Origin of the sequence: Pseudomonas fluorescens, assembly GCF_001623525.1 — a bacterium.
Taxonomy (GTDB): domain Bacteria; phylum Pseudomonadota; class Gammaproteobacteria; order Pseudomonadales; family Pseudomonadaceae; genus Aquipseudomonas; species Aquipseudomonas fluorescens_Q.
This window is the reverse complement of sequence record NZ_CP015225.1, coordinates 1925593-1940185: the sequence shown is the minus strand read 5'-3', so window position 1 is coordinate 1940185 and position 14593 is coordinate 1925593. Positions and strand designations below refer to the sequence as shown.

Here is a 14593-nt window from a genome sequence, read left to right as displayed (position 1 = left end):
GCCTAGATCGCCAATTTGAGCGTAAAGGTCGCCCCTGTTCCCGGGCCATCGCTGTGGGCTTCCAGTGAACCGCCCATCTCCATGGCCGCCAGGACGCAGCTGTGCAGGCCAAAACCATGGCCGTCCTTGCGCGTGGTAAAGCCATGGGCAAATATTCGCGTCAGGTTCTCGGGCGCGATGCCTTCGCCATTGTCGATGACCTTGATCACCAGGGTGTCTCCTTGGTGCATTTCACTTTGAAGGATGATCTGGTGAGCAAGCTCCGGCTTGTCATCCATCGCCCTGCTGGCGTTTTTTATCAAGTTGACCAGGATCAGCAGCACCCGGTGCTTGTCCAACAGCAGCAAGGGCGTATCGGCAAAGTTTCGTACCACGGTTATCTGGCGCGCCGCGATGATGCCGGCGTTCATGCGCAAGGCATCCTCGATCAGTTCCCTTATCTGCACGGTTTCGGCAATGGTAGAGGTGCCCGCATACGATTGCTGGGCGGAAACGATTTCCTTGATGTGGTCAACGCTTTTAGTCAGCTGGCCAAGTTCCTCGGCCATGCTCTGTTGCTCGATCGCAAGCGCGTCTACCAGTTGGTTCAGGTAGCCGGGCAGCAGCTTGCCTTTTTCGTCGTGGGAGATGAAGTCGCCGAGGTCCTCGGCATGCTCGTTCATCATTTGCACCGCTTTGCCGAGCCCCAAGGCCTTGCTGGTACGCAGCTTGCGGGTGACCAGGTCGGCGGAGATATTCACGCTGTTGAGCACATTGCCCACGTTGTGCAAGACGTTGGTGGCGATTTCGGCCATGCCGGCCTGACGGGCAGCCGCGGCCAGTTGCGTCTGGGCTTCGGCGGCGCGCAAACGGCTCTGCGCCAGTTGCCAGCTCATCCGGGCGAGCAGGCTCACCAACAACACCAGCACCAGGCTGCCGCCTGCGGCGCGCCAGAGATAGGTGCGCGCTTGCTGGTTCACTGCGGCCAGTTGCTCTTGCTCGGACAAGCCCACAATCACCGCCAACGGAAAGTCGTAGAGCTGGCGGGCACTGGTGTAGCGCCGCACCCCGTCCCATCCGTTGACCGAGAGCACGGTCTCGGTGTTTTCGGCGTCCGGCACCACGGCGCTGTAATTGACCGTATCGCCGGCCAGTACCGTTTCCCCGGTGCGCCGTACGCGGAAGATGCCGTCGGTGCCAAGGAGCCCGAGCGCACCCTGGTCGCCGAGTTTCGAGGCGTCGTAGCTGCTGACAAAATAGGCCGCATCGACCTCGACCCTGGCGATCCCGGAAAGCCTGCCATCCTTCGCGTCGAGTCGCCGGCTGAAACGCAGGCGCCATTCTCCGGTGACAGGGCTTTTCCACGGGTGGCTGATGGACAGTGAGTCGCTATGGCGCAGCGTTTGCTGCTCATCCGGGTCGGCGATATTTTCCCGCTCGTTGACCCGCGTGCTTGCCACGAGCCTGCCGTCCGGGCTGACCACACTGACGTCGAACACCAAGGCCGGCGGCAACAAGGCCCGTTCCTGGAGACGGCGCAAGGGATTAGGCTCACCTTCAGCTTCGTAGGTGTATTTGACCAGTTTGAGGGTTTGATCGATTTCGTGAATGGCGCGCAACATTTGCGCTTCGTAGGTGGCGCCCATCTCCAGGCTTGCCGTCGCGGCGCTCTGCTGCGCGCGGGCATGTTCAACCTTGATCAGGTACAGGGTCGCGGTCCAGATGGCCAGCAACAGCAACGCGGCCAGCATCGGAAACAGAATGTAGGCTTCCTTGGCCTGATCGATGCCAAACCGAAATACGCCGGCCTCGGTATCGCCATCAATCTCTGCATGATGGGCAGGGCCAGGGGCCAACCTCAGTGTCTCGGGCCGCTGGATCGGCATAGTGTGCTCCCTGCATTTCACTATTGAAGGCGGGTGGTTATCCGACGCGGTTTAAGGCTCGAGAGGAAGTTGCTCCAGGTTGCACGAGCGAAAATATTTCGGATTTGCTAGGAACTATAGACCACAAACCGTACCTGCCAGTGCGCGGTGATACGGTCCGATAGCCTTGATTCCCCAGGCCCATGCCGGAATCCTGGTTAGCAATACCTGATTGGTCGATTGTCCTTGGGACGTGATCGGTTTTTTGTATGAACAGGCGCTTGATCGCCCTTGAGGGAGGTAGAAGCCAGTGTCACCCAGCTTCTATTTGGTGCTTGGATTTCTGCTGCGTTACAGGGTTCGGTCGACCCCTGCCAGCGCCGACCGAGCCAACCTTACCACCTGAAATTAACGGAGGTTACCAACTCGCGCTCGTCGCCGTAGCGGCAGATGGCAAATTCACAGTAAGTGTATTTCTTGTTCGTCACGTTGTTTGCGTTGAGGGCGATGTCCCAGTTCTTGTCGATCTGGTAGCTGGCCATGGCATCGAACAGGGTATAGGCCGGCATCTGCGAGTCGATACCCGAGGCCTGGGTCGTTCCCTTGTAGCGAGCACCACCACCGACCTTCAACTGCGGCAAGCCGAACAAGGCGAAGTTGTAGTCTGCCCATATGGCGGCCTGATGGTAGGGCGTGTCTTCGCTGCGCTGGCCTACTTCGCTCTGGATCTGGCTTTTGGTAATACGCGCATCGGTGTAGGCGTAGGTCGCAATGACACTCAGTTGAGGCGTCACGTCCGTCTTGGCTTCCAGCTCCAGGCCACGGGAGCGCTGTTCGCCAATCTGCTGGGGATTTTCGCCCGCCAGGTCGCGCTTCACTACGTTCTCTTGCGTCAGTTCATAAACCGCTGCGCTCAACAGGGTGTTGCTGCCAGGAGGCTGGTAGCGGATGCCGATTTCGTACTGCTTGCCTTCGGTTGGATCGAATTTCTGGCCAGGTGCCTCGGCCACCGCAACCGGGAAGAACGATTCGCTGTAGCTGATGTACGGGGCCAGGCCGTTATCTGCCTGATAAACAAGGCCGGCACGCCAGGTGGTGGCTTCGTTGCTCTGGTCGAGCTTCTGGCCAGTGGCAAAAGCTCTTTGATCCTGGTCGGCCCAGTCATGTCGGCCGCCGAGCAACAGCAACCAATGGTCGTCGAACTTGATCTGGTCTTGCAGGTAGATGCCTGTCTGCAGGGTATCGATCTGTGAGCCACGATCACGGCTCGGATCCTTGTCCACCACTACCGGTTGCCCGTAGTTGTAGTCACCGATATTGATAGAAGGTGCGTTGCCCCGGAAGTTATGCGAATCGTACGACGCATCGTAGGTATCAGCGCCCACCAGGAAGGTGTTTTCCACGCCGCCGATGTTCCAGCGTGTCTCGACGTTAGTGTCGCTGGCCAGGGCTCTGGAGCGCTCATGGCGATCACTGTATTGACGAGCCAGGAGGCCCGTGGTGGCTGCGGTATTGACTGGGGCCCCTGTCCGAACCTGCAGGTATTTCCATTTCACATCCGCTTCGTAGTAACGCAATTTGTTGCTGATGCGGGTGTGCTCGTCGAAACGGTGTTCAAACTCGTAGCCGATGGCGGACATTTCGCCATTCATATCGTCGTAGTCAGGCTCGCCGATGAAATCGTGGCGGCCGATGGTGAAGGGGCCGTTGCCGACACCTTTGACGAGTTGATAGGGCAGGGGGGCGGAGAAGCGTGTGTCACTTTTTTGATAGAAGGACAGCAATGTCAGCGACGTGTCTTCGTTGGGACGCCAGGTCAGGGCCGGGGCGATGTAGGTCTTGTCGTCGTTGATGTAATCCTGCTGGGTGTCACTGTCGCGCTTGAGCATGGTCAAGCGATAGCTAAGCGTCTCGCTGTCGCCCAGGGGGCCGCTGAAGTCCGCTGTCAGTTGCTTGCGATCGTGATTGCCATATTGCAGGCCCAACTCGTGCAGCGGCGCCTCCGTCGGGCGCTTGCTGACGCCGTTGACGAATCCACCCGGTGACAGCTGCCCGTACAAGACCGAGGCCGCGCCGCGGATCACTTCCACGCGCTCCAGGCCGAAGGGTTCTTGGACGCCGTCGTAGGAGTTGTTTTGCAGGCGCAGGCCGTCGCGCAGCGAGCCGCCGGTGGCGGACTCTACGTCGAAACCACGAATGCGGAACCGATCGGAGGTCCGGTTGAAGCTGCTGGGCTGGCTGGTGAAGCCCGGGGTGTAGCTCAGGGCGTCGGCCAGGGTGTCTGATTTGCGATCGCGCATTTCATCGGCGGTCACCACGGACAACGACTGCGGCGTCTCAGTGATGGCTGCGTTGGTTTTGGTGGCGCTGGTGTTGCGCAAGGCGACTTTGCCGTTGACCGGGCCTGTCGGGTTCTCCGGGGCGGCGGCGTTGATGTTGATTTCACCGAGTTGAACGGTTGTACCCTTATCGGATGTTTCATCCTGCGCGGCGATCGCCTGCGCTGAAAAAATGCTCCCCAAAGCCAGTGCAAGGGTGCTCAGGTGAAATGCGGGATGACGCATGACGTAACGTTTTTCGGTGCCAACTGTTGTTTTTTTTCCGAGCATCGAGGGAGTCCTTGAGTTTACATTTTGGCTTTGGGGGCCTTATGCCCTGATTCAGTTCGATCAATAGACCATCAGGGTTGGTGTCTACTGGCCATATGTTAGCTGTAAATGATAAGGGTTTGCATTAGTGTTGTCAGTCTTGTAGGCAATTATTTTATTTTCGACATATCCTGTCGCCCACTTATGCCCCCCCGGCTGACTCCCTACGGTGTTACCGGACGAAAGAAATATCGCGGGGGCGTTGCTCGACGAATAATTCGATCAGGCCTTTTGGGCGTGGAGGGACGGTCATGCTGAAAGCCACCGATGTGCGGCTGAGCTATGGCGAACAGCAGATTCTCAACGGTGTCAGCCTGGATATTCCTGAAGGGCGTTTCACGGCGTTGATCGGGGCGAACGGGTGCGGCAAGACCACGTTGTTAAATGTGCTTGCGCATATGCTGCGGCCGAGCGCGGGCGACGTGCAGTTGTCGGGGAAGCGGCTGGGGCAGTATTCGCGTCGAACGCTGGCACAACACCTGGCGTTATTGCCGCAGCGCACGACATCGCCAGCGGGTATGAGTGTGCGCGAGCTGGTGATGCAGGGGCGTTTTCCCTGGCAGACCTGGTGGCGCCAATGGTCCGAACAGGATCAACAGGCAATTGACCGCGCCATTGACTTGGCGGGCATCAGTCCTTTGCTTGATCGTTCCTTGGCCACCCTGTCGGGTGGACAGCTGCAACGCTGCTGGATTGCAATGACCCTGGCCCAGGATACGCCGGTGATCCTTCTGGATGAGCCCACGACATTTCTGGATATTGCGCATCAGATCACGCTGCTTGAGTTGCTGGTGGATCTTCGTGAGCAAGGCAAAACCATCGTGGCGGTCCTTCACGACCTGAACCAGGCGGCGCGTTATGCCGACCATTTGGTGATGATGCGCGAAGGGCGTGTGCTCGCCCAGGGCGCACCTGCCAAGGTGTTCACTCGGGACAATCTCAAAGCGGTGTTTGATCTGGATGCGCACATCATCACCGACCCTTATTCCGGTGATCCGTTATGCGTGCCGCAGACGAGACGAAGCCAGCCATTGGCTGTGCGGGAGGCGATGTGAGTCAAGGTTTACGGTTGCCGGTCTGGTTGGGCTTGTTGATGGCAATTGCCTTGACCTCGCTGCTTCATCTGGCCGTCGGCGCAAAGGACATACCTTGGCAGGAAGCTTGGCAGGCCTTGGTCGCCTATGCACCGGGCAACCCCGACCAGAGCGTCATCCGTGGCAGCCGCTTACCGCGTCTGCTGGTCGCGATGCTGGTGGGGGCCAGCCTCGGGCTTGCCGGTGCAATCATGCAGGCGGTGGGTGATAACCCGTTGGCCGATCCGGGCATTCTCGGCATCAACAGCGGTGCTGCGTTATTCGTCGTGTTCGGTTTGCTGGTGCTGCCGGGCAACGATATGTCGATGATTCCATTGTTTGCATTTGCGGGGGCATTGGTGGCCTCTGTCGGCGTCCTGTTGTTGGCGGGCCGGGGGCACAATCCGATTCGGCTGACACTGTCCGGAGCGATGATCGCGGCACTGTTCAGCGCCATTACCTCGATTTTGCTGCTGCTCGATCAACAGGGGCTCGACAGTCTGCGGCGCTGGCTTACCGGCTCCATCGGAGTGACCGGGGGCTCGATGCAGGCTTGGGTCTGGCCTTATGTCTTGCTCGGCATGTGCCTGTGCCTGGTGAACGTCCGTGCATTGAATGCCCATCGTCTTGGCCCGCAGGCTGCGGCCGGCATGGGTGTCAATCTGTTGAAAATGCGCGTGCTGGGCTTGGCGTCGGTGGTGCTGTTGTCTGGGGGGGCAGTGGCCTTGGCGGGGCCCATTGGCTTTGTCGGTCTGGTGGTGCCTCATGCGGCGCGACTGTTGTTCGGCGATGATTATCGTCGACTGTTGCTGGCCGCCCCGTTGCTGGGAGCGTTGCTGCTGATTCTGGCGGATATCGCGGCAAGAACCGTGGTGCGTCCGTTCGAACTCAATACCGGTATCGTGACGGCGCTTATCGGCGGCCCTATTTTTGTCGTGCTGGTATTGAGGAAGGTCAGATGATGCGAGCGGGATTGACCTTGCCCCGGGCGTATCCGTTGTTGCCTTGGATTGCGCGACCGATCGACTTGATTTCAGTGTTGTTGCTGATGGTTGCCGTTGTTGCATTGGCGCTGTACGCATTGACCGTCGGCAGCTACTCACTGAGTGTCGCCCAGGTCTGGCAAGCCTTGCTGGCACCTGAGCAAGTCAATTCGACAATGCGCAACCTGCTCTGGGAGCTGCGGCTGCCGCGTGTCTTGCTGGCGGTCCTGGCCGGTGCGGCCATGTCCCTTGCGGGTCTGTTGATGCAGTCGTTGACGCGTAACCCGCTGGCGGCGCCGGGCCTGGTGGGCGTGGAATCAGGCGCCAGCGTCACCATGTTGTTGATTATCGTGCTCTGGCCGGCGCTTTTACCTCTGGAGTTCTATCCATTGGCGGCACTGGCCGGCGGGTTGGCGGTGGCTTTCTTCGTTGCGCTGCTGTCCTGGCGCCAAGGCATCTCGCCGTTGCGCTTGATCCTCGTCGGCGTCGGTCTCACCGCGATGCTTAGCGCGGTGGCCGACCTGCTCATCACTTACGGCAATATCGATCAGGTGGAGTCGGCCCTGATGTGGCTTGGCGGCAGTTTGCACCGAGCCAGTTGGCCGCAGGTTCATAGCCTCGGCCTTTGGCTATTGGTGGCTGGGGTGCCGTTGCTGTTCTGTCATCGCCAGTTGAATCTGTTGCAGTTGGGTGAAAAAGTCGCACTCAGTCGAGGGCTGAATGTCACGTGGATCATGGTTTCGTTGTTGCTGTGCAGCGTCATGTTAACGGCGGCTGCAGTGGCGAACGTGGGCACCATGACGTTTGTCGGGCTGGTGGCGCCTCATCTGGCGCGACAAATGGCGGGTGACCGTCATGGCGCCTTGATCCCCTTGTCGGCCTTGGTCGGTGCGTTGTTGGTGCTGGCCGGTGACACGCTGGGCAGGGGGCTTTTGCCGCCCCTGCAGTTGCCCGCAGGGCTGGTTGTCGCAATCATCGGCGCGCCGTATCTGATTGTTTTGCTGGCGCGTCAACGCAGTCGCTGAAAACACAGCGACGCTCATTGGAAATGTGTGGAGGTAAACGCGTGCGGGACCGGGTTAAAGGTTTTTTCCGAGGTGTGCTTGGCATGCTATGTGTGCCGTTGGCATTGGTAGCTGTACAGGCTGGCGCCGCTGAAACCAAAGTGTTCGAGAACAGTTTTGGCCGAGTCGAGGTTCCCGTGGCGCCGCATTGCATTGTGTCTTTGCATGACTTCAGCCTGACGGCCCAGTTGCTGGAGTTGGGGGTCAAACCCTGTGGTTCGACGGGGCGCAAAAAGCTGTTCTCGGACGTGTTGTTCCGCGGGACGCAGGAGCGGTTCGATGTGACGGGCATTCAGTATATCGGCTCGCACCAGGCGCCCGATCTGGAAGCCATTGCAGCCTTGAAGCCTGACTTGATCGTGGGTTTGTCCTATCACGCCGACCTCAAGGACAAGCTCAGCAAAATCGCCCCGGTCGTGCTGCTCCCCGCTCGGGAAAGCGACATCAAGACTTACGCTAAACAACTCGCCGACCTGGTCGGCAAGCAGCAGCGCTATGCGGAAATGCTCAACGAATATCAATGGGTCGTCAGCGAGTTCAAGAAGCGCGTGAAAGATCCTTCGCGCATTACCGTCACGACGCTGGAAGTCTACAGCGACGGCTTTCAACTGATCGGTCGCGGCGGCATGGACGACGTCATTGCCGACTTTGGCCTGGGGCGTGTCGCCGCGTACCGCGAGGCGCGGCAGAACGTGCCTTACAGCCTGGAACGCATCGGCGACTTCGACAGCGATTTCATTATTGACACATATGAAGAGTTGCTCGACTCAGAAGCCAGCACAGCGGCGTTTCGTCAGTCCCCACAGTGGCAGAATCTGTTTGCAGTGAAGAATCGCCAATTCCTGTACCTCAATCGCAGCCGCTATGCCGATACGATGCAGGGCCTGGTGGGTTCTGCCTATCTGCTGATGTCGCATATCGCCGAGCGCGAGAGCGTGCTGCAGACCAAGTAAAACGTATCATCTGCAATACAATTGTCATTAATGACAATGATTCTCTATTGCAGGTGTTACTCGTTTGTATTAGTTTATGCTCTCGAAAAATACGCTGATCGCGATGGCGGGGGGCTTAAATGGAAAGCGGTTTGATGCGTGCACAGGTTCAATTCATGGATGTTGTACCGGGTAACGAGCAGACCCTGCCGTTCATATTCCAGGCTCCGCTTGCCGGCGATGCCTGGCAAGCCAGTCGAGCGCAGATCCAGCAGGTCGTAGAAACTGAGTTGCCGCGTGCGGGTGGCATTTTGTTTCGCGGTTTTGCGTTCAAGGGAGAGGCGGACTTCGAGGAATTTGCTCGTAGCTTCGGCCATGAACTGCTGACCTACGACTACGCTTCCACCCCGCGCACCAAGCTCAACAGCCGGGTATACACCTCCACCGAGTACCCGGCCCATCAGGTTATCCCGCTGCACAATGAACAGTCCTATTCGCTGAATTGGCCGATGAAAATCTGGTTTCATTGTATGCAGGCCTCGCCGGTCGGCGGTGAAACCCCCATAGCCGACAGCCGTCTCGTTTACCAGCAACTCGATCCTGCTATCCGTCAGCGTTTTGCCGAGAAACGCCTGATGTACGTGCGCAATTACGGCAATGGCCTGGACTTGCCCTGGCAACAGGCTTTCAGCACCGAAGACCGTGCCCAGGTCGAGCGTTTCTGTCGCGCCAGCAACATCGAGTTCCAGTGGACGGACGATGGCGAGCTTTCCACTCGCCAGGTCTGCCAGGCCGTTGCCCAGCATCCGGTGACCCGGGAGTGGGTGTGGTTCAACCAGGCTCATCTGTTCCATATCTCCAACCTGGCAGCGTCGGTGCGCGAGACATTGATCTCCATCGTTGGGGAGGAAGGTGTGCCGCGTAACGTGTTTTATGGCGACGGCTCGCCAATTGAATTGGAAGCGTTGGAGCACATCCGCGAAGTGCTGCAGCGCTGTCAGGTGAGTTTTCCCTGGCAGGCGGGTGACGTCTTGATGCTCGACAACATGCTGGTGGCTCACGGTCGTTCGACCTTCCAGGGATCGCGCAAGGTCGTGGTCGCCATGGCAGAACCAGCCTCGGCAAGCTGATCGCCTCCCACTTTCAGAAAGCCGTCGTAATGGGCGGCCTATTTCGAACAAGTACAATCAAGGACATCAAATGCTCGATCGCCTGATGCATCGCTGCTGGCTGCGTGGAATTCGCCTATCGATAGCCCAAGGTCAATTGATCGTTACGCACGGATCGCCAGGTGCGCTGGATGATGAGCTCAATGCCGAGCTCCATGTACGCGACGCCGAAATTCTGCAGTGGCTGCAACAGCACCCCGATTATTTTGCTGCCCGGCCCCTGACGGATAACGAGCAGGCGCTCTGGTTCCTTCAGCGCCTGGAGCCTGACAGCTGCGCCTATAACATTGCCTATGCCGGACGGATCAAGCCGCAGTTCGTTACCCAAGACTTGCCTCAACGCCTGCAGGACGCCTGGGTGACGGTCCAGCGGCGCTATCCGATGTTGTGCACGGCCTATGCCGAGCGCAACGGCGAGTTGTTGCAGTGGAGCCACCGCGAGCGGGTCCAGCCGTTGCAGTGTGTGGCCCTGCAAGACGCGGGCGCAGAGACGTTGCAGCAACGTATCACTGAGTCGGCCGATCTTCCCTTCAAGCTGGAAGAGGGTGACGTCAGTCGGGTCGTCCTTTTGAGCAATGCACGCGACGGCCATGTCGAGCACACCGTGCTATTGGTGATTCATCACATCGCGGCGGATCTGGCCACGTTCTACATTGTGCTCAATGAGCTGTTCGCATTGATCAACGATCAGCCGCTGCCCGCCGTGAATCCCGACGCCTATCGCAACTACTGCAGTGATCTGCACATCCGCAGCGAAGCGGCCGAGCCCGTGGAACTGGCCTGGTGGCAGGCACAACTGGCCGAAGCGCCGACGCTGGAGTTGCCGATGGATTTTCCCTACGGCAGCAATCAGGCATTCAAAGGTGGGGAGTTGTCGGTCCGCTTCGATCCGGCTACCACGGCACGGTTTCGCGCCGTAGCCCGAGAGGTGGGAGTGACGCCGTATGTGCTGTGGTTCTCACTGTTCCAGCAATTTCTCGGCGTGCTGTCAGGCCAAGACGATTTCGTCCTGGGGACGCCCAGCGGTTGGCGCTTGCGACGCGAGCACGTCAATCTGCCGGGCTACCTGGTCAATCCGCTGCCGATTCGCTGCCGTCTGCGTCGGGATCTGTCCAGCGGCGACTGGGCCAGGCAGGTAGATGCCACCGTCAAGCAAGCCCTGCAGCACCGCCACTACCCATTCTCGCGCCTGGTCAAACAGCTGGATTTACCGCGCCAGGTGGGCAGGGCGCCGCTGTTCCAACATATGTTCACGCTGAACAAGGAGCGCATCGCGCCTTTCGAGCAGTACGTCGACCGCTTGCTGTCGGAGCAGCGCGGCGCGGCCCACGAACTGAACATGGTGATCATCGACGAAGAGGAGGGGTTCCTCTGCCGCTGGCGTTACAGCAAAGCGTTGTACCGCCATGAAACGATTGAGCGCTACCGGGATCAGTTCGTCGCCTTGGCACTCGCGGCGATCGAACAGCCCAAAAGGCCGTTTGCCGAGCTCGACTGGTTGGTGCCCGAGCAGCAGTCATTGCTGAGTGGGGAGGATGCGTCGGTCGCCGTCAGCAACGCCTGGCAGGCGTTCACTGAGCAATGTGAGCGCAAGCCCCAGTCGATTGCTCTTCAGGATGAGCAGGGTACGCTCAGCTATGCCGAGCTGGGACGTGCTGTGGTCGCCCGCGGCGAACGCTTGCAGGAGGCTTCGAGCCTGGCCGGTGAGCGCATTGCCTTGTGCCTGCCGCGCAGTCGTGAGTTGGTGATGCATATGCTCGCAACCTGGCAGTGTGGCGCGACCTACCTGGCCCTCGATCCGCAGTGGCCGTCGTCGCGTTTGCAGGCTATCTGTCAGGATGCAATGCCCAAGGTGTGGATCAGTGAGGGCGCGCGACCCGAGTGGTTGCCTGGGCAGGTTCGGTGGTTGGCGTTGCCGTCTGTGCAATTGTCCAGTGAGTCACCTTTGCGAGCGGCCCTGGCGGCCGATCTTGCGGCTTACGTGGTGTACACCTCGGGCTCCAGCGGCCGGCCAAAGGGCGTAAAGGTCAGCCAGGGCAATCTGATTCATTACGTGAGTGGATGCCTTGAACGCCTGAAGCTGCCGGCCGATGCGAGTCTGGCGAGTCTGGCCAGCTGTGCGACCGACCTGGGCCACACGGCCTTGTTCGGCGCACTGCTGAGCGGCCGCTGTCTGCGCCTGCTGGCCGAGGAACTGGCCTTCGACGCCGAGGAACTGGCTGCCGTGCTTGAACACCAGCCCGTCGACCTGTTGAAAATCGTGCCGTCGCACCTCAACGCCTTGTTGATCGCCAAAGACCCGCAGCGGCTGTTGCCGCGTCGATGCCTGGTGGTGGGCGGCGAGGCCCTGAGCCACGAGTTGGTGACACGCTTGCGTGCCTTGAGCGCGGATTTGCGCATCGTCAACCACTATGGACCCAGCGAAACCACCGTCGGGGTGCTGACCCATGAGGTCGATGCCAGCGGTGCCGCACCGTTGGGGCGGCCACTGGCCAATGTCCAGGTCAGCGTGCGCTCGTTTGATGGCGCTCTGTTGCCGATCGGCGTCAGCGGTGAACTGTACGTTCAAGGGGCGACCGTCGCTCAGGGGTATCTCAGTGCCACCGATGCCGATCACGCACGCTTTGGTGAGCACGGTTATCGCACTGGGGACCGCGTGCGACTCAATCACCAGGGGCAGGTGGAGTTTCTCGGTCGCCTCGATGAGCAGGTCAAGATCAGGGGCTACCGGGTGGAGCCGGCGGAGGTCGCGGCACAGTTACGCGCCATGCCTCATGTCAGCGATGTCAGGGTGCTCAACAGCCCCACGCCGTTGTCGGGCAATCGACTGGTAGCCTTCCTGGTCGCGCCGTCGGCCGCACTGGCCGAAATCCAGACGGCGCTGCAACGGCAATTGCCGGACTACATGCAACCGACTCAGTGGCATTGTCTCGACGGCTTCGCCTTGCTGCCCAACGGCAAGGTCGATCGTCAGGCATTGTTGCGCCTGGCTGAGCAAGCGACGGCGCCGCTGCATGGGGCAGAGCCGTTGGGCGATCAGCCCTTGAGCACCGTGGAAGCCGCGTTGCTGGACATCTGGCGGGCGATGCTCGGCAACCCCGAGGTGGAGCCTGATGACAACTTCTTTGCCTTGGGTGGCGACTCCATTCTTGGCCTGCAAATCATTGCCTTGGCACGCCAGCAACAGATTCTGATGACACCCAAGCAGTTGTTTGCCGAACAAAGCGTGCGAGCCTTGGCCCGGGTGGTTCAGACACCACGGCGGACCCTCGAGCAGCGCCTTCTCGAAATCGCCCGGGAGATTCTCAATAACCCGGATCTGCGGGTAGACGACAATTTTTTCTCGGTCGGCGGCGACTCGATTCTGAGTTTGCAGATCATCGCCCGGGCCAAGCAACAGGGTCTGCAGCTCAAACCCAAGCAGATTTTCGAATACCCCACCGTGCGCGGCTGGGCCGAGCAGGTGGTGGACCTTGGCGCGATGAATGCGCAGCCTGCCAGCGACGGGCCTGAGCCCACCACGGCTTTCGCCTTGACGCCGATCCAGGATTGGTTCTTTGCCCAGCAGCAAAACCTGGCCGAACACTGGAACCAGTCGCTGTTGCTGGCTTTGGACGAGCCACTGGATCAGGAGCGGTTTACCCAGGCCCTGGGCTCGTTGCTTGAGCGCCACGCCAGCTTGCGCCTGACCTTTGAAACATCGGCGCAGGGCTGGCAACAACGCTATCAGCGCTTTTCCCAGGAACAGGTCAAAGCGCTGTTCCAGGTTGTGGAAGAACCCTTGACCGAAGCGCTGCTGCAACGCTCGCAGCAGGGCTGGAACCTGGCCCAGGCACCGCTGATCCGCTGGGTGTATTTCCCCCACAGCCGGGAATTGCTTTGCACGGCCCATCACCTGTTGGTCGATGCGGTGTCGTGGCAGGTTCTGCTGCAAGAGTTGGAAGGCCTGTACCTGCAACCGGACATGGTTCTGCCCGCCGTCACGGCAGGTTTCCATGTGTGGAGCCAAGCGTTGCAGCGCCACCGCGGTGAGCCTGATGTGGTGGCGCAGGTGGATTTCTGGCACGAGCAGTTGGCCGCCGAGGGCGTCGTACCTGAACAGGTCAGCTTGTACGGTGAGAGCCGGACGCTGGACACGCAATTGTCGGTTGAGCAGACGCAGTTGTTACTGGGCGATTGTCATGGGGCGTACGGCACCCAGGTCCAGGATCTGCTGGTGGCCGCGCTGGCCGGAACCATCGGCCAGTGGCAGGGGCGGGAGCGCGTCACCCTCGAATTGGAAAGCCACGGTCGCAGCGGTTGGGAGCAGAGCCCCGATCTGTCCCGCTCGATTGGTTGGCATACCAGCCGCTATCCGCTGGCCGTCGACACCTCATGGGATTGCGAACACTCGATCATCGCCGCCAAGGAAGCCCTGCGCCGCGTACCTGAGCAAGGCATGGGTTACGGATTGCTGCGCCTCGACCCGGCCCATGGCCTGGGGGCGGCCTCGCTGCTGACCTTCAACTACCTGGGGCGGGTCGACCAATGGCTCGATGCGTCCAGCCTTTGGCGATTGGCTCGGCCGATCTGTCCGGGCATGCGCGCCGACAGCACCCGCCGTACGCACTTGCTGGATGTCACCGCGCTGGTGAACGAAGGTCGGCTGCATATCGAATGGCGTTATGCCCCGCAGGTCCACGAGCCAGCGTTGGTCCGCGAGTTGGCGCAGCAGTTCCAGCAGCGTATTGCGGCCTTGCTGGAGCACTGCCTGGCCCCCACGGCCGGTCGCGCCACGGCTTCGGACTTCGCCGACTCCGGCTTGTCCGACGATGAGTTCCTGGGGCTGCTCGAACAACTCGAGCAGTGACATCTATTGCGCCCCCCTACATTACAGGTTC

General features: G+C 60.0%; 8 protein-coding genes. 6 read left to right on the top strand and 2 right to left on the bottom strand.

All coding sequences use genetic code 11. The annotated features are described in order from the left end of the window. Positions 1-2: 2 nt before the first annotated feature. Together TK06_RS08235 and TK06_RS08230 are read right to left on the bottom strand one after the other, a co-directional pair. On the bottom strand, positions 3-1865 hold the full coding sequence (locus TK06_RS08235; RefSeq protein ID WP_063321659.1) for an ATP-binding protein: 1863 nt from the start codon (positions 1863-1865) through the stop codon (positions 3-5). Between the two features lie 374 nt (positions 1866-2239). Further along, positions 2240-4453 carry a TonB-dependent siderophore receptor gene (locus TK06_RS08230; RefSeq protein ID WP_086936603.1) on the bottom strand — a complete coding sequence of 738 codons (2214 nt, stop codon included), beginning with the start codon at positions 4451-4453 and terminating at the stop codon, positions 2240-2242. Positions 4454-4743: 290 nt separating this feature from the next. Between TK06_RS08230 and TK06_RS08225 the strand changes: the two genes are divergently transcribed. From TK06_RS08225 to TK06_RS08200, 6 genes are all read left to right on the top strand, one after another. Then, the gene (locus TK06_RS08225; protein WP_063321658.1) at positions 4744-5547 is read left to right on the top strand and encodes an ABC transporter ATP-binding protein; all 804 of its coding nucleotides are present in this window, start codon (positions 4744-4746) and stop codon (positions 5545-5547) included. Continuing rightward, the gene (locus tag TK06_RS08220; protein ID WP_063321657.1) at positions 5544-6527 is read left to right on the top strand and encodes a FecCD family ABC transporter permease; all 984 of its coding nucleotides are present in this window, start codon (positions 5544-5546) and stop codon (positions 6525-6527) included. Before TK06_RS08225 ends, TK06_RS08220 begins: the two co-directional genes overlap by 4 nt. Then, a complete protein-coding gene (locus tag TK06_RS08215; RefSeq protein ID WP_063321656.1) occupies positions 6524-7573 on the top strand; it encodes a FecCD family ABC transporter permease in 1050 nt (349 codons plus the stop codon). The genes TK06_RS08220 and TK06_RS08215 overlap by 4 nt, the downstream gene beginning before the upstream one ends. 83 nt (positions 7574-7656) lie before the next feature. Beyond that, positions 7657-8565 (top strand): ABC transporter substrate-binding protein, encoded by a 909-nt coding sequence (locus TK06_RS08210; protein ID WP_063321655.1) that lies wholly within the window; start codon positions 7657-7659, stop codon positions 8563-8565. Positions 8566-8699: 134 nt separating this feature from the next. Beyond that, a complete protein-coding gene (locus TK06_RS08205) occupies positions 8700-9674 on the top strand; it encodes a TauD/TfdA family dioxygenase (RefSeq protein WP_063325104.1) in 975 nt (324 codons plus the stop codon). Positions 9675-9744: 70 nt separating this feature from the next. After that, the gene (locus TK06_RS08200; protein WP_063321654.1) at positions 9745-14562 is read left to right on the top strand and encodes a non-ribosomal peptide synthetase; all 4818 of its coding nucleotides are present in this window, start codon (positions 9745-9747) and stop codon (positions 14560-14562) included. Positions 14563-14593 lie beyond the last annotated feature (31 nt).